General features: G+C 62.2%; 26 protein-coding genes and 1 pseudogene. 10 read left to right on the plus strand and 17 right to left on the minus strand.

Annotated features, from left to right (window positions below; translation table 11 throughout):
- Nucleotides 1–71: 71 nt before the first annotated feature.
- The 7 genes from C495_RS08730 to C495_RS08760 form a co-directional block, all read right to left on the minus strand.
- Entirely contained in the window at nucleotides 72–1,232 is a 1,161-nt protein-coding gene (locus C495_RS08730) for a site-2 protease family protein (protein ID WP_008162021.1), read from the minus strand.
- Nucleotides 1,233–1,466: 234 nt separating this feature from the next.
- Nucleotides 1,467–1,706, minus strand: coding sequence for a DUF7123 family protein (locus tag C495_RS08735; RefSeq protein WP_008162022.1), 240 nt, complete (start codon nucleotides 1,704–1,706; stop codon nucleotides 1,467–1,469).
- Nucleotides 1,707–2,108: 402 nt separating this feature from the next.
- On the minus strand, nucleotides 2,109–2,936 hold the full coding sequence (locus C495_RS08740; protein WP_008162023.1) for a molybdopterin synthase: 828 nt from the start codon (nucleotides 2,934–2,936) through the stop codon (nucleotides 2,109–2,111).
- Nucleotides 2,937–3,075: 139 nt separating this feature from the next.
- Complete coding sequence (locus tag C495_RS08745) at nucleotides 3,076–3,402, minus strand: hypothetical protein (RefSeq protein WP_008162024.1); 327 nt, start codon at nucleotides 3,400–3,402, stop codon at nucleotides 3,076–3,078.
- Between the two features lie 4 nt (nucleotides 3,403–3,406).
- Complete coding sequence (locus C495_RS08750; RefSeq protein ID WP_049890231.1) at nucleotides 3,407–4,333, minus strand: polyprenyl synthetase family protein; 927 nt, start codon at nucleotides 4,331–4,333, stop codon at nucleotides 3,407–3,409.
- A 132-nt stretch (nucleotides 4,334–4,465) separates the two neighbouring features.
- Nucleotides 4,466–5,137, minus strand: coding sequence for a TetR/AcrR family transcriptional regulator (locus C495_RS08755; protein ID WP_008162035.1), 672 nt, complete (start codon nucleotides 5,135–5,137; stop codon nucleotides 4,466–4,468).
- Between the two features lie 41 nt (nucleotides 5,138–5,178).
- Nucleotides 5,179–5,463, minus strand: a complete 285-nt coding sequence (locus C495_RS08760) for a hypothetical protein (protein WP_008162037.1) — start codon at nucleotides 5,461–5,463, stop codon at nucleotides 5,179–5,181.
- 133 nt (nucleotides 5,464–5,596) lie between these two features.
- On the opposite strand from C495_RS08760, the gene C495_RS08765 reads away from it, so the two are divergent.
- The 4 genes from C495_RS08765 to C495_RS08780 all read left to right on the plus strand — a co-directional run bounded on the left by C495_RS08765 (nucleotide 5,597) and on the right by C495_RS08780 (nucleotide 7,785).
- Nucleotides 5,597–5,998 carry a 30S ribosomal protein S6e gene (locus C495_RS08765; RefSeq protein ID WP_008162039.1) on the plus strand — a complete coding sequence of 134 codons (402 nt, stop codon included), beginning with the start codon at nucleotides 5,597–5,599 and terminating at the stop codon, nucleotides 5,996–5,998.
- Between the two features lie 27 nt (nucleotides 5,999–6,025).
- Nucleotides 6,026–6,463 carry a DUF7112 family protein gene (locus C495_RS08770; RefSeq protein WP_008162040.1) on the plus strand — a complete coding sequence of 146 codons (438 nt, stop codon included), beginning with the start codon at nucleotides 6,026–6,028 and terminating at the stop codon, nucleotides 6,461–6,463.
- 122 nt (nucleotides 6,464–6,585) lie between these two features.
- Nucleotides 6,586–7,014, plus strand: a complete 429-nt coding sequence (locus C495_RS08775; protein WP_008162041.1) for a DUF5807 family protein — start codon at nucleotides 6,586–6,588, stop codon at nucleotides 7,012–7,014.
- A gap of 72 nt (nucleotides 7,015–7,086) precedes the next feature.
- Nucleotides 7,087–7,785 (plus strand): hypothetical protein, encoded by a 699-nt coding sequence (locus C495_RS08780; RefSeq protein ID WP_008162042.1) that lies wholly within the window; start codon nucleotides 7,087–7,089, stop codon nucleotides 7,783–7,785.
- 29 nt (nucleotides 7,786–7,814) lie between these two features.
- Here the strand turns inward: C495_RS08780 and C495_RS08785 are convergent, their stop codons facing one another.
- A complete protein-coding gene (locus C495_RS08785; protein ID WP_008162043.1) occupies nucleotides 7,815–9,002 on the minus strand; it encodes a DHH family phosphoesterase in 1,188 nt (395 codons plus the stop codon).
- Nucleotides 9,003–9,082: 80 nt separating this feature from the next.
- Nucleotides 9,083–9,547 (minus strand): universal stress protein, encoded by a 465-nt coding sequence (locus C495_RS08790; protein ID WP_008162044.1) that lies wholly within the window; start codon nucleotides 9,545–9,547, stop codon nucleotides 9,083–9,085.
- 126 nt (nucleotides 9,548–9,673) lie between these two features.
- Here C495_RS08790 and C495_RS08795 point away from each other — a divergent pair, with 126 nt between their 5' ends.
- Nucleotides 9,674–10,135 carry a universal stress protein gene (locus C495_RS08795; RefSeq protein WP_008162045.1) on the plus strand — a complete coding sequence of 154 codons (462 nt, stop codon included), beginning with the start codon at nucleotides 9,674–9,676 and terminating at the stop codon, nucleotides 10,133–10,135.
- 42 nt (nucleotides 10,136–10,177) lie between these two features.
- Here C495_RS08795 and C495_RS08800 read toward each other — a convergent pair whose 3' ends face one another.
- Nucleotides 10,178–10,741: a GNAT family N-acetyltransferase gene (locus C495_RS08800; protein ID WP_008162050.1), complete on the minus strand. Its 564-nt coding sequence runs from the start codon at nucleotides 10,739–10,741 to the stop codon at nucleotides 10,178–10,180.
- A 2-nt stretch (nucleotides 10,742–10,743) separates the two neighbouring features.
- Nucleotides 10,744–11,112 (minus strand): universal stress protein, encoded by a 369-nt coding sequence (locus tag C495_RS08805; protein ID WP_049890253.1) that lies wholly within the window; start codon nucleotides 11,110–11,112, stop codon nucleotides 10,744–10,746.
- A gap of 132 nt (nucleotides 11,113–11,244) precedes the next feature.
- On the opposite strand from C495_RS08805, the gene C495_RS08810 reads away from it, so the two are divergent.
- The 4 genes from C495_RS08810 to C495_RS08825 all read left to right on the plus strand — a co-directional run bounded on the left by C495_RS08810 (nucleotide 11,245) and on the right by C495_RS08825 (nucleotide 14,931).
- Complete coding sequence (locus tag C495_RS08810) at nucleotides 11,245–12,657, plus strand: ATP-binding protein (protein WP_008162054.1); 1,413 nt, start codon at nucleotides 11,245–11,247, stop codon at nucleotides 12,655–12,657.
- Nucleotides 12,658–12,732: 75 nt separating this feature from the next.
- Nucleotides 12,733–13,515: a PHP domain-containing protein gene (locus C495_RS08815; RefSeq protein ID WP_008162055.1), complete on the plus strand. Its 783-nt coding sequence runs from the start codon at nucleotides 12,733–12,735 to the stop codon at nucleotides 13,513–13,515.
- A gap of 75 nt (nucleotides 13,516–13,590) precedes the next feature.
- On the plus strand, nucleotides 13,591–13,974 hold the full coding sequence (locus C495_RS08820) for a DUF2237 family protein (protein ID WP_008162056.1): 384 nt from the start codon (nucleotides 13,591–13,593) through the stop codon (nucleotides 13,972–13,974).
- A 132-nt stretch (nucleotides 13,975–14,106) separates the two neighbouring features.
- Nucleotides 14,107–14,931: an MBL fold metallo-hydrolase gene (locus tag C495_RS08825; protein WP_008162061.1), complete on the plus strand. Its 825-nt coding sequence runs from the start codon at nucleotides 14,107–14,109 to the stop codon at nucleotides 14,929–14,931.
- A 22-nt stretch (nucleotides 14,932–14,953) separates the two neighbouring features.
- Here C495_RS08825 and C495_RS08830 read toward each other — a convergent pair whose 3' ends face one another.
- Nucleotides 14,954–15,961, minus strand: a complete 1,008-nt coding sequence (locus C495_RS08830; RefSeq protein WP_008162063.1) for a DUF5787 family protein — start codon at nucleotides 15,959–15,961, stop codon at nucleotides 14,954–14,956.
- A gap of 149 nt (nucleotides 15,962–16,110) precedes the next feature.
- On the opposite strand from C495_RS08830, the gene C495_RS08835 reads away from it, so the two are divergent.
- A complete protein-coding gene (locus tag C495_RS08835) occupies nucleotides 16,111–16,743 on the plus strand; it encodes a histidine phosphatase family protein (protein ID WP_008162065.1) in 633 nt (210 codons plus the stop codon).
- A 95-nt stretch (nucleotides 16,744–16,838) separates the two neighbouring features.
- Here the strand turns inward: C495_RS08835 and phnC are convergent, their stop codons facing one another.
- From phnC to C495_RS08855, 5 genes and pseudogenes are all read right to left on the minus strand, one after another.
- On the minus strand, nucleotides 16,839–17,660 hold the full coding sequence (phnC, locus tag C495_RS08840; protein WP_008162067.1) for a phosphonate ABC transporter ATP-binding protein: 822 nt from the start codon (nucleotides 17,658–17,660) through the stop codon (nucleotides 16,839–16,841).
- A gap of 69 nt (nucleotides 17,661–17,729) precedes the next feature.
- Nucleotides 17,730–18,563, minus strand: a complete 834-nt coding sequence (phnE, locus tag C495_RS18610; RefSeq protein ID WP_394295664.1) for a phosphonate ABC transporter, permease protein PhnE — start codon at nucleotides 18,561–18,563, stop codon at nucleotides 17,730–17,732.
- A gap of 9 nt (nucleotides 18,564–18,572) precedes the next feature.
- Nucleotides 18,573–19,370, minus strand: a pseudogene (phnE, locus tag C495_RS18615) (phosphonate ABC transporter, permease protein PhnE); the annotation flags it as partial.
- A 120-nt stretch (nucleotides 19,371–19,490) separates the two neighbouring features.
- Nucleotides 19,491–20,564 carry a phosphate/phosphite/phosphonate ABC transporter substrate-binding protein gene (gene phnD / locus C495_RS08850; protein ID WP_008162070.1) on the minus strand — a complete coding sequence of 358 codons (1,074 nt, stop codon included), beginning with the start codon at nucleotides 20,562–20,564 and terminating at the stop codon, nucleotides 19,491–19,493.
- 457 nt (nucleotides 20,565–21,021) lie between these two features.
- Entirely contained in the window at nucleotides 21,022–22,017 is a 996-nt protein-coding gene (locus C495_RS08855) for a phosphate uptake regulator PhoU (RefSeq protein WP_008162080.1), read from the minus strand.
- Between the last annotated feature and the right edge of the window lie 286 nt (nucleotides 22,018–22,303).

The raw sequence follows: 22,303 nt of genomic DNA on the forward strand, positions 1-22,303 counted from the left end.
ACGCGTCGCCGTCCGAGCCGAACCGGACAACCGCGATCGGTTCGACTCGCAAATGCAGGCGTGACGAACTACTAGATGACCTCGAGTGGCACCGGCATGAAACAGAGCAGTCCGAGGCCGAACGTGATGAGGCCGATGACGACTCGTGAGGTGCCAAGTTCCTCTTCGGTGACCGGATGTGCTGCGCCTGCCGAGGCGAGCACCATCGCCAGCAGGCCCCAGAACACCCAGATGAACACCGTCTGGAGGCCGTAGCCGCCGATGTAGTAGAGGTATGCGGCGAGCCCAAACAACACGGCCGGCACGAGTGCGCCGATTGTCTCGTAGAACTCGCCGGTCATCGCTCGCAGGATGTGGCCACCATCGAGTTGGCCGACGGGGATCAGGTTGAGGAACGTGACGAACATCCCGACCCAGGCACCGATAACGACTGGGTTGACGTTTCGCGTCGGATCGTCACCGTACAGCGGCTGATCGACCGCCATCGCGAGCAACTCGAGCAGCGGTGGGATGCCGAGTCGAACCCCGCCACCCTCCGCTTGCTGGGCAATTGATTCCGGGACGGTCACCGGGGGCAGATGGAGGCCGATAATGGCGACGGCCACCGTCGCGACCAGCCCGGCTAACGGGCCGGCGACGCCGATATCGAACAGGGCCTTCCGGTTTGGCATTCGTCCCTTCAGCTTGATCACTGCGCCCATCGTCCCGATGATCGTCGGGATAGGGAGGAAATACGGCAACGAGGCGTCGACCTCGTGGTACCGACTCATCACGTAGTGGCCGAGTTCGTGAATCCCGAGCACCGAGAGGATCGCGAGCGAAAACGGCCAGGCGTGGAGCACCTCGAGTGGGTTGGCGAACGGATCGATCGACGGATACCACCACAGGGCGCCGACGAACAGCGTCGAGAACACGGTCGCGACGAACAGGAGAATGTTCGTCCACGGAATCGTGTCGATGCCAATGCTCACCGGCTCGGCGACGAGGACGTACTCGCCGTACCGTGTCGTCAACTGTGGTTCGTACCCCGCCTGTCGAAACGCCGGCCACAGCTCACGCATCACCCGTTCGGGATGGGTCCGCGGATCGCCGTAGTACACCAGCTGATCGCCCTCGGTTCGAACCTCATAGACCGTAAACACCGACTCGACGTGCTCGAGCGGCGGGCCGTCCTCGAGTGACGGCCGGTCCGCCCGCGACGAACCGAACCCGGACGAATCGACGTCATCCATTGTTCGTTACTCAGAGCTCACGGCGTATAAATCGACTGCGTCGGCGCTGGACTGCGCCTGTCAGAAACCGCGAGCCACCGGGACTTGCGTCGAACGGTTATCGCTGCCGTCGACGGGCCGTCCAACGTGGGCAATCGGCTCTCGACGGCTGACCGGCAGGACGGCGGGAGACGATGGGGGAGAAAACGGTGTGCCGGATGGCGTGGTCGGACGCGCCGGCACGGGAGAGGCCGATTACGCCGGCTCGACACGCCACGTGGTCGCGCTCGTGTACGACCACTTCTCGATCTCGAGGTCGGTTGCTGACTCCGAGAGTTTGACCATCAGCGCGCCGATCTCTTTGGGGGACATCCCGACCTCGTCCGCGATGAACTTGCCTTTGAAGTACAGTTCACCGTCTGCTGCGCGGTTGCGCAGGTAGCGCTTCAGGCGGTGTTCCTTGCTTTCCGTGGAGGGGTGGGCTGTGGTGCTCATCGACAGTCGTTCGTTGTGGGGGAGATCTGTTATAAAGGGCGGATGGTTAGCCGCGTTTCGTTTGTGTTCAACGATTTGGGGGGTACCCGTTGTTTCAGCCGCATTTATCCTATCGGTTATGACTGTTTCAAAAACAGCGAGACGTTTTATAACCGTTCCAGATTTATTATTTCCAATGGGTCATATGTGGTTAATACTCAGTCTTTTCTACCGGCGGTATACAATATTTTGAAATATGAGTGCCTGAATATATCGTCTGACTGGCCGAATCGACGTGGGTCGACAGCGAGCGATGCTCGGGGCGGTCACGTTGTACGACCCGTCTCATACTGTCGGACAACAGTCAGTGAGACGTCAGTCGCACATTCGCGGCCGATCTTCGAATCGTGCCGTCCGACAGCCTCAGGATCGGTCGTGCACCCAGAACTCGTCGTCGACTGTGACCTCTTTTTTGAACAGCGGAACCTCGTCTTTCAGCCGATTGATGCCGTCTTCGACGGTTCGAAACGCCTCCTCGCGGTGGCCGGCGAGGACCACGACAAAGACGATGTCTTCGCCGTCCTCGACGATGCCAGTCCGGTGGTAGAGTTCGACCTCGAGCACGCCCGCACGCGCCTCGAGATCCGTCTCGAGGGCCGCCATTCGCTCGTCGGCGACGCCCTCGTACTTCTCGAACTCGAGATATTGGGTGCGTGCGTCGTCCGGGTCGTCTTTTGCGCGCACTCGACCGGTGAAGGTCGCGATCGCGCCCGAGCGCTCCGCCGCCGGCGACCGTTTGACCCGGTCGACCAGCGACTCGAGAGTTTCGTGAGGGTCGGTCTCCTCGAGGGCGGCGACGACGGCCTCGACGTCGAGTTCGCCGGGTGTGTCGACGGCTTCGAGGACGTCGTCGTCATCGACATCGCTCGAGCCCACGACGAGTTTCGGGTAGCGAAGGTCGTCGACGCCGACGACGACGGCGTAGTCACAGGTCGGCGTCAGTTGATCGAGCGCGTCCGCCACGTCCATTCCAGTTCCGGTGGCGGTCCAGTCGCCGTCGGCACCGAGGTCGTAGATGACATCGCCACCGACAGCCGTCGGTTCGTGGGCGTGCATCCCGTCTGCGATCGTCGCGTCGTATCTGACGACGCCGACACGGCCCGCCGCGGTGAGTCTGTCGATGGTTCGATCGACGACTTGCTCGAGTGTGTCGCCGCGTGCGCCGTGGTCGAGAATACCGAGTACGTGCATGACTGCAGTATGGTGACGTTGGACTTTGTAGCTGTCGACGGTCGGGACCGTTGGCGGGCAGGTCCTCTCGCCGGGGCAGCCGTGGGTAGGAGAACGTTGCACGTTCGCGGTGATGGGTCGGCGACACAGCGAATCGGTTTCACGGCTCGTCCGATGGCGACTGTGTGGCCGCCCGTTTCGTCAGCCCGAGGAGATAGACATCGAGCAGACAGACGAGCAAGACGGCAAGCGGCACGGCGACGTCGGTGTAGCTGACCGAGTCGAACTGCAACGCCGTCACGAAAAACGGCTCGCCGATCTCGAGTGCACCCGACAGCGTCCGAGCACTCAAAAACGCAAGCGCGAGCGCATAGAGGAGAAACCAGCTCACGCCACGTTTCCACTCGCCGAGATACCAGTGGCCGAGGCCAGCGACGAACACGGACAGCGGGTAGGCCGGCCAAATCGGACGCGAATATGCACGCATCGCACTAGCCGCCCTGAAACGGCAGCCGGGTCGCTTGCTCGAGGCGAGCGAGTGGTGGCGGTGTGCGTGTGGCTGGCTGATCGTCTGTCGATGGGCGGTCATCCGTCGCGAGTCGCTCGAGGGCGGTTTGTGCTCGTTCGACAGCGGTGGTCACGGGCGGACTGTACTGGTCGTCGTGCTCGCGGTCCGTTTCGACTCGCACCGGCTGGTGGCCGGAGAGAACCGCAACGGCGGTCGCTCGAGTGTCGGTGTCGTCGACCGTGACCGTCGATTGGGACGCGAGTGCGCACGTGATCGCTCGGCTGTAGCGCCGCAAGCAGTCGCGTGTTTCAGCGCTGCCGCCGACGGCCGTCACGCCGAGTTCGCCGGCGACACCCGCAAGCGTCGCTGCCACATCGACCCCTGTCTCGGCTGGCTTGTCCGGTTCGAACGCCGAGTGCGATCGGCTGGCAAGCGCCGCCGAGCCGTGTGTCAGCAGCCGGTACAGCTCCAGTTTTCGATCGTCTGGAACCGGCGTTTTCGCGATTCGCTCGTAGGCGCTGGCGTGGAGGAAATCGCTGGCGAGAATGGCCGTCTCTCGGTCGACCGGCGACATTGCGATCCAGTCGGGTACCGTCTCGGCTGCCACCGCCGTCTCGTCTCCGGTCACACCCTCTGCGAGGCGAAGCCGGGCGTATCCCTCGAGGAATCCAACGGCATCACAGACCGGCTCGAGCAGGTCCTCGAGCCGGGTCGTGGTCGCCTCCGTCTGGTCGGCCACGTCGTCGCTGCACTCGCCGGCCACGTGACACAACGCGCGGGGAAGCGACTCGTCGGGCGACGACAGCGACTCGTCGACGACGGCCCGGAACGGTGGCGGGAGGTCGGCCACCGAGCCGTCAGTACTCGAGCGAGTCCGCTCTCGGATCTGCTGTGGGGTGTTGCCAGTCATCTCACTCACCGACCAGAACCAACCGCGAATCGTCGACCCGGCTGTCACGACATCGATTGCGTGTGGTTACGCGTTCGTTGTGATGATCCCGCTGCCGTGAGCCGACGTGCGTTCGCTCTTGCATTGCGATCGTTATTGTTCGTCCCGGTCGTCGGCGCTGTTCGTCTCGACGAGTCGCTCGTCACGCGGGAACGTGAACGTGACTTCCGCTGGAAACTCGATGCCCGGTTCGAGGACGTCCGCAAGGACGTGTGCCACCGTCCCCGCGCGGATCGTCTCGAGGTACTCGTTTCGTCCCAGCGTCACCTGCCGGATTCGTGCCCCGTCGAACGCTGCAAGCAACAGCGCTGCGACGGCGGCCGGGTCGTGGTCCTGGAAGACGCCCTCGTCGATCCCGTCCCGAAGGATCTCTTCGAGTGCACGCTGGAGGCGGTCGTCGCTCTCGCGGAGTTTCGCACGGAACACGTCGTTGTAGGGGGCCTGTGCCCGAAGTTCGAGCAATGCGGTGTGAAACGCCAACTCCTCGTCGTCCGGATCGGTGAGAAACCAGTCGACGAAGGCTGCGAGCCGCTCGAGTGCCGGTTGGTCTTCGATCGTGGTAACTCGGGATTCGAACCCTTCGATCAGATACTCGATGAACTCCGCGACGAGCGCCTCTCTCGAGCCGTAGTGATAGAACAGCGCGGCCTTGCTCCGATCGGTTCGATCGGCAATCGCCTGCGCAGTGAGATCGCTGTAGCCTTCCTCGCAGAGCGCTTCGTAGGTGGCGGTCATGATCGCATCGCGGACGTCGGGATCGGTCACTAGCTGACTAGTCAGTCAAGGCCCAAAAAGCTGTTTCGATCTCAGTCATACGTCCGATACCGTCGAATCCCGAACTGGCTGTAGCCGCCGTATGCAAGCTCCAGCGACCCAATCCACCAGTTCCATCGGTCCGGTGGCGTCCCGTCGGGTGCGTCGGCGAGTTCGTCGATGACGATCTCGGTGGTCAGTGGGGAGCCGACGTCCGCTTTGTACCGGCCGGCATCCGCGAGGTCGACAGCCTGTCGAACCACGACACGGGCTTGGCCGTCCGTGCCACCGAACTCCTCACGGAGGTGGCGCTCGAGTCGTTCGGGGTCGATGAACACGGGTACACGTAGGCGGGGAAGATACTTGAGTGTTCGAGCCCGACCTATCGCCGCCCGAAAGCGGCCCCGTTTGTGGAGCGCAGTTGTAGGTCGTATCGATGTTCTTTTGAGCAACGGCCGTCTTCCGTCGGACATGGCAAGTTTCACTGTCGTCGTCGGCGACCCCGACTCCGGGTCGTCCTACCAGCTCGAGGCGGAAGAACAGGATGCAAACCGGTTCATCGGCAAGTCGATCGGCGAGGAAGTCGACGGCGGGGCAGTCGGCCTCGACGGCTACACGCTCGAGATCACCGGTGGCTCCGACGAAGCCGGGCGACCGCTCAACCCGGATGTCGCCGGCGCGAACCTGCAGGAAGTGCTGATGAAAGAGCGCCAGACGGGCTACAAGCCATCGCGTGACGGCGAGCGCCGCCGCATCACGGTTCGGGGTCGCGAAGTCTCCGACGCCGTCGCACAGATCAACGCCACGGTCGTCGAAGCCGGAAGCACCGACATCGACACGCTGCTCGGCGACGGCGAAGACGCCGACGAATAACCCCACAGCCGAATTTTCGTTTCGTCAATGGCAGACCGAATTTCGAGCGACCACCCGTCAGTGCAGACGGTCCGGTCGACGTGTACGGAGACGGCAACCGGTGTCCGTCTCGAGGTACCGGCCGACGATCGCGACGCGTTCCCGACCGACGAGGTCGTCCGGATCGTCGTCGATGGCGACGAGTGTTTCGCACGGGTCGAACGGGCGCTAACTGGTGACGACCTCTCGATCCCCGGCGTCTACGAGACACCCGATCAGGCCCGCGATCCAACCGGGGCGACCGATCGCCTCGCCGACTGGATCGACGACCACGGCGTGTCAATGGGCGGCTCGGCTCTCGTCGACGTCATCGAACCCGAGTTCCTCTACGGGCTTCGATCGCCGGGCGAGACCGTCTATTACGACGCTCGAGAACCCCCAAGTAGCAGTCTGCAGGATATCGCGTCGGATCTCGAAGAGCAGTGATCCGCCCGCGGGTTCGAGAAGCGACGCCACCGGTAGCAACGGGTGTTCGACCGCTGACAGCTGCCGACCGTCGGGAAACCAGTATAGCGCCTTTTTTCCACCTCGAGCGGGAATACAGGGGTATGACTGACTCACGCGAAGCGTTTCTGGCCGGCGAGCGACCGGACGACGTCGCGTTGTTTCTGGCTGACTCGTACGTCTCCGACGACCGATTGGCTGAGTTCGGCGAGGAAGTCGACGACGGCGTACTGATCGTCGTCGACGGCGAGCGCGGCCGGAACGCGTTTCAGGCCGCGACCGGGATGGAAGCGATGCAGTTCGCCAAGTCCGCGATGGATCTCGAGGGAATCATCGACGCGGACCTCACTGGCGGCACCTGCCCGGAGACGCCGGGAGATGGCGACCACGAGATTCAGTTCGTCTTTGCCTTTGCCGAAGAACAGAACGAAGACGTCGGCGGCATCTACGCCGAGGGAGACGTGATCCACGCCTACGCACAGTGTACCTGCGGGACGGCGTACTCGGACCGCTGGAACCCCGCCGACGCGTAAGCGCGAGTCGAACGACGACCGAGTCGACCGGAAGGACCATCCTTTTGCGACCGGACGGCGTACACTCGAGTCATGAGTTCTTTCGAAACCCCACACGAGACAGGCCGTGGCTTCGGCCTCTCGAGTCGCGAGGTGCAGGTGATCGGCGGCGCGACCGGGCTGATGGCGATCACCGTCGCGCTGATGTACGTCTTCGCGGCGACGCCGCTTGCGGTCGTCAACGACTACCTCTTTGCGTTCCCGATCGTCGGCGTGCTCGTCTACGGCGCGGCGATCATGGGCGGGGAGCTGATCGCCGAGCGCGGGGTCACGAACGGCGACATGGGGGTGGCGTTTATCGGCATGGTCGTCTTGCAACTGGCCTTTGGAATCTTCGGTGCCGGAATCATCTCGTTTGTTCCACAGGAGACACAGCTGCTGGTGCTTGGCATTACAGCGGTGGTCACCGCACTGCTGACGGCGCTGATTTCGGGCTACATCTACGCGCGCTCGAAGACGTTCGAACACTGGGGTCAGTTCGCAAACTACGCCTTCCTCGGCGGTATCGGTGTAATCCTCGTCGGGACGTTCGTCCTGCAGGTGCTGTTGCTGGTCGGCTTCGTCCTCATCTTCCTCGGTTTTCTGCTCCGACTGGGCTATGAGATCTGGCAGGTTCGTGATCGTCGCAACGCTTCTGTCGGTCTCCAGACCATCGGCGTCTACATCGCCGTCGCTGGTGTCTTCGTCCACGTCCTCCAGCTCGTGATGCGGTACGTGCTCTCGCAGGAGTAAGGCGGTGTCGGCGTCTCCCCTCGAGTCAGCTACTCGTCGGCCTGTTCGTCGTCTGCCGCGTCGGCCTCGGCGACGACGTCGCGGAACGCATCGAGGATGACCTGTTTCGTCACCGCGCCGCGGGTCGTCCAGTGGGTCGCGTAGTCGAGCATATCGTCGTAGATGTCGGGTTTACAGCCCGCGGCCTTCGGGTGGCCGCCGCCGTTGACCTTGCCCGCGACCTTGTGACACAGCTGGAACTCGTCGGTGCCCCGAATCGATGCCGAGCCGGCGGGTTTGACGACGACCGAGGCGTCGGCCCCCTGCTCGCGCATCGCTTCGGCGACCTCGTTCTGTGAACAGCGACCGTACGTGATCCCGACCGTGTAGCCGCCGATTTCGCGGACCTCCGAGCGACCGACGGCCTGTTCGATGAGCGCTTCCTTCTCGACGCGGCGTTCTTCGAGGAACTCACGAACCCAGTCGGGCAGGTCGACGCCGTACTCGCGGATGACCTCGACGTACTCGGCGGGGTCGGTCCAGTAGGCGTAATCCGCGAGGTCGTCGCTGCGTGGGTCCTCGCGCAGCCAGAGATCGTGATCGCGCGTGACAGTCGCCAGCTCCTCGTACATCGGTCCGAACTCGTACTCGAGCGAACGGTAGACGACGTCCGCGCTGCACTCCTCGTCGGAGTCGCCAACGACCAGCGTCGCGCCGGCGTCGCGAACCGCCGCGGCGACGTCGTCGTCCCACTGGTGGTGGTCGTACCACTCGACGCTGGCTCCGGTCTCGAGGGCGGCCTCGAGTTCGTCCTCGACGTACTCGTAGCGATCCGGCGCGAGGTCACAGACGAAGATATCGATGCCCTCGTCGCCGAACTCGGCGACACGGGCGAGTGCGTCCTCGACGTCGTGGGGGCTTGCGGGGATCAGGGCGACGTTGTGGGGTGTCGGTTCGGGCTCCTCGAGTGGCTCGTCGTCTCCCTCCGCGTCGTTCTCGTCGTCGGGTTCGGGGACGACCTGAACGTCGTCGTAGGCCTCTCGAATGAGGGCGACGCAGGCGAGACCGTCGGCGTCGGGGTCGGCGATGACGGCGACGTCGGCTCCCTCGAGGGCGGCCGCCGTCTGTTCGTCTTCGAGGTCCTCCTCGAGGGTGTCGGGCAGGAAAAAGCCGGTGCCCGGAAGGACGGATTTCCGGGCGAGCGGGAGATCGCCGCTGTCGATGAGTTCGTCGTACATGTCACGTCCTGCGGGACGGGTGGGGAAGTGACTTCCCCTCTCGAACGGCGAGACAGGAGTCGGTGACCCGTGGCTCGAGGCTACTGGGCTGCTGTGTCCGCGTCGTCTCCTGCCATCGGATCGAGCTGTCGAACGGAGAGGACGGGGACGGGGGAGGTACGCACGATTCGTTCGGCGACGCTGCCCAGCAGGAGGCGGTTCTCGCCGTGACGGCCGCGAGTGCCGGTGGCGACCAGATCGGCGTCGATCTCGCGGGCGTACTCACAGATCTCGGCCGCGGGTCGACCCTCACGGACGGCGGTCGTGATCTCGGCGTCGTCGGTCGCACGCTCCTCGACGGTCGCGAGCGCGGCGTCGGCAGTCGTCTCGAGGGCGGTTCGGAGTTCGTCGCGGAGCTGTTGGGGCGAGGCGTCGACCTCGCTGGCATCGACGACCGAGAGCGCGTGGATCTCGGCGTCGAACCGCGCTGCGAGATCGAGCGCGACGTCGATGGCCCGTTTGACGCTCTCGGAGCCGTCGGTGGCGACCACAACCGTATCGAACATGCGTGATGGTTACGACCGAGGTGGCTTAAACACCGGCGGCTCTTCGCCGGGCACGAACCACGTTGCCGCGTCGATCCCCGGCGGGTGTCGGGTGGCTTTTTGACGACGGGGAACACATCACCGCGTATGGACGACAGCGAGCCGTTTACCGTCGATACTGTTCTCGCGCCGGTCGACGGGAGCGAGGAATCCGCGACCGCCGTCGAGTACGCCATTGCGATCGCCGACCGCTACGACGCGTCGGTTCATGCCCTGTTCGTGCTCGGCCGTGGCGTCGTTCAGGGGATGAACGCCGGCACCGTCGACGAAGAGACCATCGCGACGGATACGCAGGGTTTTTTCGACCGCATACAGGCCGTCGCGGACGAGACAGACGTCCCGCTCGTGACCGCCGTCGACGACGGCTTCTCACAGACACGCAAAACACGCCATCCCGGCAACGTCGTCCTCGACACGGCCGATACGATCGACGCCGACTTCATCGTCCTCCCCAGAGAGCCGGTGACTGACACAGCATCGTCGGAAGTCCTGGAGAAAGCCGCGGAGTACGTCCTCGCGTACGCGAGCCAGCCGGTGCTGTCCGTCTGAGCGGGCGCTCGACCCGCCTACGGACTCATTGTCGATGACTCCTCACTCGAGTCGGATCGCCATCTCCTGTTCGAAGCTCTCGGTGCCGGTCGACTCGAAGCCAACGCGTTCATAGAGGGCGATCGCCGGGTTGTTCCAGCGTTCGACGGTCAGCCACACCTGTTCGATGCCGATGTCACTGGCATGTCCGAGCAGATGCTCGAGAAGCCGTGTCCCGATCCCGGCGCGCTGGTAGTCCTGCAGGACGAAAATCGCAAGCTCCCACTCGACGTCGCCGCGGTCTTCGATCGCCTGCGGATCGTCGGTGTCGGGCACGAGCGTTGCGTGGGCGACGACGTCCTCGCCGTGGCGGGCGACGACGTTGACGCTCTCGTCGGCGATCGTCTCGAGCCAGTTGCGGATGCGTGCTTCACCAGTCGGTGGAATCCCCTGTGCGCGGTCAGTGGGATCGAACTGGGCGTACATGTCGACGACGTCGTCGAGCGCGTCCGCGAAGTCGGCTTCGGCGGCGATCTCGATCGGTCGTCCCTCTCGGTCGTCGAACGTCGTCGTCGGCGAGGGAAACGGTCCGGCCGGTTCGTCGGGGTACGGTCGCGTTCCAACCATCGTTATCGCACCAGTTTGACCGTCGTCGGCGCGTTCAACAGGACGAACTCGGTGATCGGACCGAGCTGGATCTTGCCCATCGGACTCAACGTACCGCCGCCGATCACCAGCTGGTCGTACTCGCCCTGTTCGGCGTAGTCGACCAGTGAACTGCCCGGATCGCCCTCGAGCGTGATGATCTCTGCGTCGATGTTCGTCTCCGAGAGCAGCGTCTCCGCCTGCTCGGTCATTTCCGTCTGTGAGCGTTTCGCCTCGGGTTTTTCGACGACGGCGACGGTGAGTTCGTCGCCAACCTCGCGTGTGCGATCGATCGTCCGCCGGAGCGTTTTGATCGATTCGTCGCTTCCAACGAGGCCCACTAGGACGTTCATACACATGCGTGTGTACCCACGGACGAAAACCGTTATGCCACGTAACAGATACTCGAGTGCGAGTAAGCGTATCTCCCGCATGCGTTGCGCATGACGACGACGTTAAGACCATGTGGTGAATACGTTGACCGAATGAGTGATGCGGCGCTCGATGTCGTGGAGTTCCTGCTCACGACGAGCGTGTATTCGGACGATCGGACGCTGGATGAGAACGATCTCCCACCGTCGTTCCGCCGGGTATTCTGGTCCGGCGGCGTCGACGACGGTGACGGGGACGGTGGACAGACACACGCCGGCATCAGCCGGCCGCTCTCAGCCACGAACAGCACCGCACGTGAGGCGACCGGCGTCGGCCAGCCCTGGGACGCCGTCTCGGAGTTGATGTTTACCGACCGCGACGAGTTCTCGGGAACGATCTCACTCGTCCAACAGGAGTTGGCCGAACAGTGGTTCGCCGAGCGTGTCGACGACGACCGCTTGCTCGAGAACCCGACGCTGGCCAAACACTTCACGACACACGAGGAGTTCGGCGACAGCTTCGACGTCACCCACGAGGAGGCGCGAGAGCAAAACCGCCCGATTCAGGCCGACCGCGTCTGGATCGACGGCTTACTCGAGGAGTACTTCGACGAGGACGACGACGAGGAGATGCTCGACCTCGTCGAGGTCCGCGCGCCGGAGGAAGTCGATATGTCGCTCGACGATCTGGTGCTCACCGACGATCAGGAGAACGAACTCGACAAGATTTCGAAGGCGATCGAACACCGCGACTACCTCGCGAACATCGGCCTGCGCGAGATCGGGAAACTGCTGTTCGTCGGTCCGCCGGGAACAGGCAAGACATCGACGGCACAGGCGCTCGCACAGGATATGGACCTGCCGTTCGTCGAGGTCAAACTCTCGATGATCACGAGCCAGTATCTCGGCGAGACGGCCAAAAACGTCGATAAGACGTTCGAAGTCGCCAAACGGCTGTCGCCGTGTATCCTCTTTATCGACGAGTTCGACTTCGTCGCCAAAACACGGCGCAGCGACGAACACGCCGCGCTCAAACGCGCCGTCAACACCCTGCTCAAGAGCATCGACAACATCTCGCTGATCGAAGACGACGTCCTCCTGATCGGCGCGACGAACCACCCCGATCAGTTGGACGACGCCGCCTGGCGACGCTTCGACGAGATTATCAACTTCCCCAAACCCGACCGCGGTATGCGGGCGGACATTCTCGGCGTCATCACCCGCACGATGGACATCGAGGAGTTCGACCCACAGCTCATCGCTGAGGTGACACAGGGGCTGACCGGCAGCGACCTCCGGATGGTGCTCCGAGAGGCCGTCCTCGAGGCGCTGACCGAAGACCGGACGACGCTGACTCAAGAGGATCTGCTCGACGCCGTCGAGGAGTTCGAAGAACGAGATACGCTGAAGAACATGGATATGATGGGCGGCGACCACGACGCACTCGTCGCGGGCGGCGACCTCGGCAGCGACGGCGGCCACTCACACGATCACGGGCACGACCACGACCACGATCACAGCCACTGAGCCACCAGCGACGTGCTGTGTGGAGACGTCTGCGGCTGGCGAAACACCCAACTGCCAGCCCGGTGTCGTCGCCGTATGCACGATTTCCACACCCACACGAACTACTCCGACGGCAGCGTTCTCGAGCGAATGGTCACCGCCGCCGACACGGCCGGCCTCGAGGGAATCGGACTCACGGACCACTGTACGATCTCCGCCCGTGAGCGCCCGGCCACCGCTCGCAGCGTCTACGGTTTCAATCTGGATCTGACCTACGAGCGCCGCCGCCGGGCGATCGAGGCCCTCCGTGAGCGAGCGGACATCACACTCGAGATCTACGACGGTGTCGAGATGGACTACGACCCCCGCGACGAGCGCGCGATTCGGGAGTTCCTCGCGGAGGCGGAGTTCGAATACACGCTCGGCAGCGTCCACACCGTCGATGGACTGAACGTACAGGTACCGGGGAACTTCACGGGGATGAGCGGGGCAGCACTGGATGCGATCGCCGACGACTACTTCGACGCGCTCGTTACGATGATCGACGCGGAGCTGTTCGACGTCGCCGCCCACCTCGATCTGCTCGAACGAACGCCGCCGCTGCGCGGGCGTGCGACGAGAGACCACTACGAGCGCGTCGCTCGAGCGCTGGCCGACTCGCGGACGGTCCCCGAAATCAACGCCGGACGCGCAACGGCAGCGACGACGATCGTCCACCCCGACGAGTCGTTTCTCGAGGTGCTCCGGGAGTACGACGTCGCCGTCACCGTCGGCACCGACTCCCACCGCCCGGCCGAGATCGGCGAGCGGACCGATTTTCTCGAGACGTATCTCGAGACCCGTGATCTCGAGCCGGTTTACCCGCCGAGTCTCGAGTGACTCGCAGACGGACACTCGAGGCGAGTCGTGTCCGGTACCCCACTGCTTTTGGCCACAGCAGCCGACGCTTCGGCAATGCCTACGGACCGGAACGTCTACGGCGGCGACCTCGAGCCCTGCAGCACCGAACCGATGACTGGGTTTCTCCGAGATGGGTGCTGCCGTCGCGTCGAGGGCGATCGGGGTCGCCACGAGCTCTGTGCCGTGATGACCGAGCCGTTTCTCGAGTTCAGCAGGGAAAACGGCAACGACCTCATTACCCCGAAGCCCGAGTTCGACTTTCCGGGTCTCGAGCCCGGCGATCGGTGGTGTTGCTGTCTCGGCCGGTGGCTCGAGGCGGTGGAGGCCGACTGTGCCCCACCCGTCGTGCTCGAGGCGACCCACGAGGCGGTCCTGCGCGACGTCGAGCCGGACCTGTTGCGGGCACACGAGTACGACGGTGATTCGCAGTCGGAGTGATCGGCCACCTCGATTCGGGCAACACCCATATGCCCTGCCTGCCAATCGACTCGCAATGAGCGATGAATCGCGACACGAGAACGCCGTCGATTCGATCGCACTGTGTCTCGAGTGGAGAGGTGACCACGGACTGTGCGCGTAACGCTGCTCGGGACGGGCGATACGACCGGGACGCCCACTGTCGGCTGTGACTGTGACACGTGCGAGCTGGCCCGCGAACGCGGTGTCGAACGGACCCGGTTTTCGGTCCACGTCGAGAACGACCGCACCGGCGAATCGCTGCTGGTCGATTTCAGCCCGGACTTTCGTATGCAGTTTCTGCGCGAGGACGTGGCCCTGCCGGACGCTGCCGTCATCACCCACATCCACTTCGATCACCTCGATGGGCTTGGCAACGTCTTTCGCGTCCTCGACTCGCTGCCCGTCTACGCCGCCGACGAAACCGACCCCAAAACTGGCAAGAGTGTCGCCGAAACCGTCAGCGACGACTATCACTACCTCGAGTTGCTCGAGGTCCATCCGACGACGCCGCTTGAGCCGGTTCGGATCTGTGGGTTCGACGTGACGCTGGTGCCGGTCGACCATCCGCCGCTGGTCTGTTATGGCGTCGCGATCGAGGACCCCGAAACGGGCGCGAAGCTGTCGCTCTCCGGCGATACGAGCTACGACATTCCCGATTCCTCCCGGACGGTGCTCGCCGACCCTGATCTGTTGCTCGCGGACGCGATCGTCCCCGCCCATCTCTGTGCGTACCATCCACTGGGCGGTCGCCACGAGAACGACGACGGCGTCCCCCGGACGTTCGGGACGAAACACATGACTCGAGAGGGAGCACTCGAGTTAGCCGACGAACTGAACGCCGAGCGGACGCGGCTGGTCCATCTCGCCCATTACTACCCGGCCGACGAGGCGTTCGAGGAGCCGCTGGCGATCGACGGCGAGCAGTACGACCTGTAACGGAACGGACACCGTCGCTCGCTTATCCGAACTGGTCGAGTCCCGACTGCCGGCGGCGTTTGCCCGCTGGCTCGGCCACCCACGGCGTTCGACGGTCACGTTCTGCCTCGAGATCCACCTCGAGGGCTGCTGTGGAGTCGTAGCCCGGACACGACGGCCCACACTCCACGCTGGCGTCGACGACGCGGTCGTACCGCTCACAGTAAGGCAGTGTCGCGCCGCTCGAGTCGTCGGCTCGACAGGCTCCACAGTCGGGAAACCCGTACGTTCGCCACCCCTTACCGTAGGCACGTTCGGCGATGCGTCGTCGCCGCCGGGCTTTCGCCTCGGGCGAGACGACGGCGATCTCGGTCCGCCCCGGCTGGTACTCGAGCGGCTCGATCCCCGACTCGTCGACGGCCAACGGCGTCGGCTCGCGAACGATCTCAATCTCGAGTGTCGATGCGTCGTCGTTGCGATGAACGCGCCAGACGCCGACCGCGTCGGGAATGCGGTGGAGATGCGCTCGCGTGACGTAGCTCTCGGTCGCGAGGACGGCCTCGTCGACCAGCGCGAGGCTGACGTCCGTTCGGAGCTGGGCCTCGAGGTCGCCCGGCCGCTCGAGGTCGGGTTTGTTCTCGATGCCGACGATGCGGTCGTCCCACTCCGGATAACGCGCGACCTGCCGGACGTACTCGCGTCCCTTCCGTCGGTCGCGTTCGAAAAAGCCGATCTCACAGGCCCGCTCGGTGGCTCGACGGGCACGATCCGGATGGCAGTCGAAGGCGTCTTTCCAGTACCGCGCCCGGCCGGTGCCGACGTCCGACTCGATCGCCGCCGCCGGAATGGACGCGCTCGTCAGTTCGAGTCGCTCCTCGAAAGCTGGGCCAGGTTCGACACAGACGACGTCGAGGATTCGGCCACCGGGCTCGGCGACGCTGGCTCCAAGCTGGCGGGCGACGATGCCCGGCTGGTGGCTCTCGAGGTGGGCACACAACTCGAGTTCGAACGCGAACTCGGACACGGTTACAGGAACGAGAGCGACCGGCATAAGCAGGTTGGAACCGGAACGGACTCGAGTGGAAACGATGCCCGACTGTGGGACGGATGCCTCTATAGCAGACCGGAGCACGACCGTGCCGTATCGAGAGCACATATAATCGGTTAACCCGATCAAGCGCAGGCTCAGTACCGAGAGACGTGACTCAGGCAGACCATCCGAATACAGACGACGACCTTCGACTGTTACTCGTCAGGCATGGCGAATCGATCTACAACGAGCAGAACCGACTTGCTGGACGCACTGATGTCGAACTCAATGCTCGCGGCAAACGGCAGGCCAAAGCGCTCGCCGAACGGTTCCGAGACACGGAGCTCGATACCGTGTACTCGAGTTCGCTCAGTCGTGCGCTGGAGACAGCGACGATCGCGAGCGAACCACACGGGATCGACATCACGACGGTCGACACGCTCTGTGAACGCAGCTTCGGTCGACTCGAAGAGCGTCACAAACCCGCTGTCGAGCGCAGTAGGGCCGAGACGAACGTGAATCGAAGCGAATGGTGTCCACCCGGTGGTGAGACCAGACAAGACGTCGCAGATCGAGTTGTGCCGTTTGTCGAATGGCTCGTCGACGAGCACCGTGGTGAGGTAGTCATGATCGTTGCTCACAGCGGCGTCAACAAGACACTGCTCGCCGCCCTCACGAGCGGGGATTGTATGTGGGGTCATCGAATCGCACAGAACAACACCGCACTCAACGTCCTCGAGTACAACGGCAGTTGGACACTCGAACGCGTAAACGACACCGCACATCTCGAGGCGCTCCGATAGTCCCTCTCAAATCGAGTGACGGAGAGATGATTCGGGCGAGTCCGATGAGGGTACCGCTTTTGGACGTAGTGCCGGGATGAACGTCCCGTCGGCCGTTAGCCGTTTTTCGTCAGCAGTTCATCTTGACTGAGCTGATCGTCAGCTGACTCGCCTGTTGACCGAGACGCTTCGACGCTGTCGGTCGCGCCCTGATACACCCGCGTTTTCGCCGCCTCATCGAGCTCGGCAGGTGGTCCATCGAAGACGAGACTGCCGTCTGAAAGACCGAGAATCCGATCCGCGAACTCCTCTGCCAGATGGACTTCGTGGATGTTGATCACGACTGGAACATCGGTATCGACCGCGATTTCGGCCAGGAGTTCCATCACCGCGTGTGAGGTTTCCGGATCGAGGCTGCTCGTCGGTTCGTCGACAAGCAACAGTTTCGGTCGCTGGAGCACTGCTCGTGCGATCCCGACACGTTGGCGTTGGCCACCCGAGAGCGCGTCGACACGCTTGTTCTCGTAGCCACGAAGACCGACGCGCTCGAGGGTCTCGTAGGCGTGTTCAATAGCATCAGGGGGGAATTTCCGCCGGAGCGACTGCCAAAAGCCAACGTAGCCGAGCCGCCCTGAGAGGACGTTCTCCATGACGGTCAGACGCTCGACGAGTCCGTACTCCTGAAACACCATTCCGATGTTCCGACGCTCTCGCTGAAGTTCCGGCTTCGAGAGTGCGGTGAGTTCGACGTCGTCAAGCCAGACGTCACCGCTGGTCGGTTCAACCAGTCGGTTGATACACCTGATGAACGTACTCTTGCCGGCACCGCTCGGCCCAATCATCGCGACGACCTCGGTTCCATCGAGTGTGACAGACACGTCGTCCAGCGCGCGGTCACCAGTCTGATACACCTTCTCCAAGTTTTTTGTTTCTAACATTGTTTATTTGCAAGCGTTGTGTTCGAAAGGCGATACAGTGTCCTCGTTGCGTGGGCTACCGACTGATCGTCACATCACCTTTTTTCGTGCGTACGCAGAGACGACTTCGCTGAAAAGAACGATACCGAGGATTGCGATCAGGATCGTCATCGCGTTTGCCCACTGGAACTGGTTTATTTGTGACATGAGCAGACTACCGATCCCACCACCACCAACGAATCCGATCACGGTCGATGCACGAACGTTCGAGTCCCATCGGTACGTCGCGATGCCGATAAACGCCGGCTTCACTTGCGGAACAATGGCATACACAGCTGTTTCGAGGCGACTCGCCCCAGTCGCGGTCATCGCCTCGACTTGGGTCATATCGATCTCTTCGATGGCCTCTGCGAGGAGTTTCCCGATGAACCCAACCGACCGGATACCGATAGCGACGACGCCCGCAAGCGCGCCGGGTCCGAGCAGCAAAACGAGCACGAGGACCCAGATAATGACGTTCACAGAGCGCGTCGTGGTGACGATCAATTTCCCGAGTGTGTACGTAACTCTGTTTGGCGTTGTTGTATCGGCCGCGATAAGCGCCGTCGGGATCGACAGGGCGATTGCGAGCACGGTTCCGAGGATGGCGATATGCAATGATGTCAACAGCGGATCAACCATCTCCGCGACGATCCCAGTCGACGGCGGCCACATTCGGGTCCAGAGGTCGTATAGCTCTGCGGGAGCGGTTCGAACAACGCCGATGCCCATCTCGAGATGACGCCAGGAGATGACGATGACACCAGCGACAAGGGCAACGGAACCGTACCGCAGTAGCTGTTGGCCTCTCGTAAACCGATTCCAGGTGCGCCTGCCGGCATCTCTCGTGGGAGTTGTCTCTACACCCGCAGCTCCAGTCGAGATTCGCTTTCGGGCTACAGCACTCACAGCTTCGCCTAACAAAACCAGCGCGATGATGACCAGGATGATCGCAGCCGAGAAGTCGTACTCGAAGCGGTCGAATGATGCGACCAGTGTCTGACCGATCCCACCCGCACCGACGATGCCAACGATGGCACTGCTTCGAAGGTTGATATCCCAGCGGTAGATCGAGAGCGCGACGAATCGCTGTGTGATCTGCGGAACGACGGCGTAAAAGTACGTCTGGAATCGGCCCGCACCCGTCGCCTCGATCGCCTCGAGCTGTGTCGGATCAATATCTTCAATCTCCTCGGCAAGCAGTTTCCCAAAGAAACCGACTGTCTTGATCATCAGCGTGATGATCCCGGCCAGCGGGCCGAACCCAACGGCTTTGACGACGATAATCGCGATTATCAGCGCGTGAAACGCGCGTGAAGTCGCGATAATAGTCCGGCCAATCCAGAACACTCGCTCGGAGACGAGGTTTCTCGACCCGAGGATGGCGACTGGAACGGAGAGGATAATACCACCGATAGTCGCGATGACGGCCATTGCGAGGGTTTCCAGAATATCACGCCAGATCATTTCTCGCCTTTCAGGCGTGAAGTCAGGCGGCCACGCGTTAGCCATCAGCTGACTGGACTGCTCGAGTCCGACGAGAAGACGGCCGGGAGTGATGCGGATCTCCCAGTAACTCCACGCCGCAAACAGCACGATCAGTAGATAGACAGTCCACTTCACATATTCGTTGTAGAATATCGTGGGACGATCCCAATCGGTCGGAGACGACGCCTCTGTATCCGTTTTCATTTGTGTCTTGAGGGGGGCTGAATTTGCTGCTGTGTGTTGAGTCGGTCGCTGTTCAGGTCGGATGGAACGTCGAGAGACGTTTACGCGAATGCCTGCCGAGAAACAGTGGCGAAGACTGTGCTATAGGTCACCGATGTTGTACTCGATATCGTTCGCTTCGTGAATCTGCAGGACTGGATGGTGGTGCGTAGCGTAGTCGAACTCGATAAACTCGTTTTGCTCGGTCTGGGTTTCGATCGATGTCCCGGAGTAATCGTACTCGAGGTGGGCGGCTTTGATTCCCTCGACAAGGTCGGGGTGAAGCCGATAGTGATAACAGGACGGTTGGGAGGCAAACGGTGGACTCATCCAAATACACCGAAGTCGTGTCGGATCGAAGTTCCCCGACGTAACGAAGTCACCGTACGAACTACTCGCGATCATCCCCGCGTCGTAGTCGCCGATGTCAACGCCACGGACGCTGTTGTTGTGATCACCGGAAAACTGAATCTCGTAGTCTTCGCCGGGGATAATTCCTTCCTCGGGCATCAGTGCCATCGGTGCAAGATGGCCCGAGTTCGAGGTGTCATGGGCGTGCGCGACGACCTTGCCACGCAAATCATCCAGTTCGGTAATCTCTTCGTTGTCTCGCTGGGCACAGACCCACAGCCGATAGCCGAACGTCCCCTCTTTGACCAACATCCCGAACGGGACGGCTCCGGCAATATTGACGGCGTAGGGAACCGTCCCCGCACTGAACGTCGAGAGATGCAGTCTGTCGGACCGCATTGCCTCTACTTGCGCTGCACTGCTATCGAGGACGGTGAAATCGACATTACGGCCGGTTTCGGCTTCGATGTTCTCGACGAGTGGATCCATCGCGTCGGCGTAAATCGTCGCGGCCGACTCCCCCGATCCGAACGCGAAGTTGATCGTATCCGGGTCGAGATACGAATCGCTTGATCCAGGCTCCATTACCGGGTTGCCGTAGTGGGGTTGGTCACGGGGCTCGAAGTTCGCGAGTGCCTGTTCGTCCCCTTCGTTGAAGCCGTGATCAAACAGGACATCGGTCGGTTGTGGAAGCGTCTCGTGAGGATTGTCTGTATCGAAGTCCTGAAATTCGATAGCGTTGCTGCTGCCTGCCCCTCCGTTTCCGTCGTCGCTATCGGAGACACAGCCCGCAAGAGATGCGATCCCAAACGCGCCACCAGCCATAACAAATCGCCGCCGCGAGAGCGGTACAGTATCTGAATTGACGTTTTTGTCCATTGTACAATCATCCCTGCTGCCGTTCCAAAAGTGAAGGTTGCTATGAGATGGATAGACAGCCACGTGTTTCGACGTCTCTCTCGGGAGAAATCCGGAGAAAAATGTACGGCTCATACGCTTGTTAGAGTACTGACTGTCCGCGGTGTCCGAGCGGTTTCGTGGACAGGATTCCGTTGAACTCCAAGATTGATTCGCTTGTGAACTACCCCCGCCTACTCACTCGTGGTGGCTAGGTTATCGTCTACAAACTCGGATTCCTCATTCGTTTCAGAAAGCCGCCTCAATAACCGCTGCTATCACGCGGTTTCTCTCTTAGCTAAAAGCGAGACGTGATCGAAAAGCGGGACAACCGTAGGTTCAGTTGCTATCGCGGACGTCCATCTGAACCGAATTAATCGAACGTCTACGGCCGTGGTGCTGCCTTCTGCAGCGCCGTCTCGGCGATATTGCCGCCGTAGTCGGCGCTCCGGGAGAGCGAGTCGAGGATCAGCCCCAGCGACTGGGCCTGTACGGGATCGAGTTCACGGAGCATATCGTCGATGGTTCGGGTGTGCTCGTCGATATCCAGCACCGACTCGAGGGCGTCGTGGCTCAGGTCGGTCGCCTCGGCGCTGTCGTCGGCGAACAGCGCATCGAGGGATTTCTCGAGGATCGTCGCCGTATCGGCGTGGAGTTCGAGCAACGCGTCGGCGACGTCTTCGGGAACGTCGCCGAGTTTGCGCGCGAGTTGGCTGATCTTGACGGCGTGGTCGGCGACCCGCTCGAGCTGGCGGGCACTCGAGTGATAATCGAAACAGTCCTCGCGGGAGACGCCAAGCGACTCCGCGGCCCGTGGCGAGCGCAGCGTCGCCCGGAAGATCCGCGAGACGACGAGCCAGAGTCGGTCGACGTCGTCGTCGCGTTCGACCACGTCGATGGCGCGTTCGTCGTCATTCTCGACGAGCGCGTGGATGGCGTCCTCGAGCATCGAGGTCGCGATCAGGCGCATTCGCGTAACGGCGTTGACGATCGACAGCTCCGAGGAGTCCAGCAGGTCCTGGACGACGACGCAGTCGGCCGACTCCTCGACGACTTCGACGCCGATCAGCCCCTGAATCGCACTGCGGATCGCCCGCCGTTGTGCCGTTGTGATCCGGCCGGCCTCGAGGCGGATGATATCGAACCCACTGACGTACATCGTCAGGACAGCACGGGTGAGTTGCTCGTCCTCGAGGACGGAGACGTCGAGTTGTCCCTCCTGATGATCGGTCTCACGCTGTGGCGTGACGAGCAACATATCGTCTTCAGCATAGATTTCGACGGTTGCACCACTGCTGATGTCGTTGTCGATGGCCCACGTCTTCGGAAGTGAGACGGTGTACGTCGAGCCACCGGTCACCTGGACCTTGCGTGTCTCCATAGGGCACGATTTCGATGACGGGAATATAAATCTACTCGAATCTATAGAGGGATTTCCAGAGGGCGCTATTAGCGCTTCAGAAAGGCGTAAAGTCCGGTATCTTGCGAACAGACAAACATAGGTGTATAGTACAATTCGTAGTGTTCTATAGAACTATATACTTATCTGTGCCGTGAATGATGAGCCATCAAAGTCACCGAAACCGCGAGAGAATTGCCTTCGAAGATGATTCGAATCAGCTGCGGAACCGGACGCGAATAACTTGAACTGGCCGAATATCCGTTTT

The organism is Natronorubrum sulfidifaciens JCM 14089 (assembly GCF_000337735.1).
Lineage (GTDB): Archaea > Halobacteriota > Halobacteria > Halobacteriales > Natrialbaceae > Natronorubrum > Natronorubrum sulfidifaciens.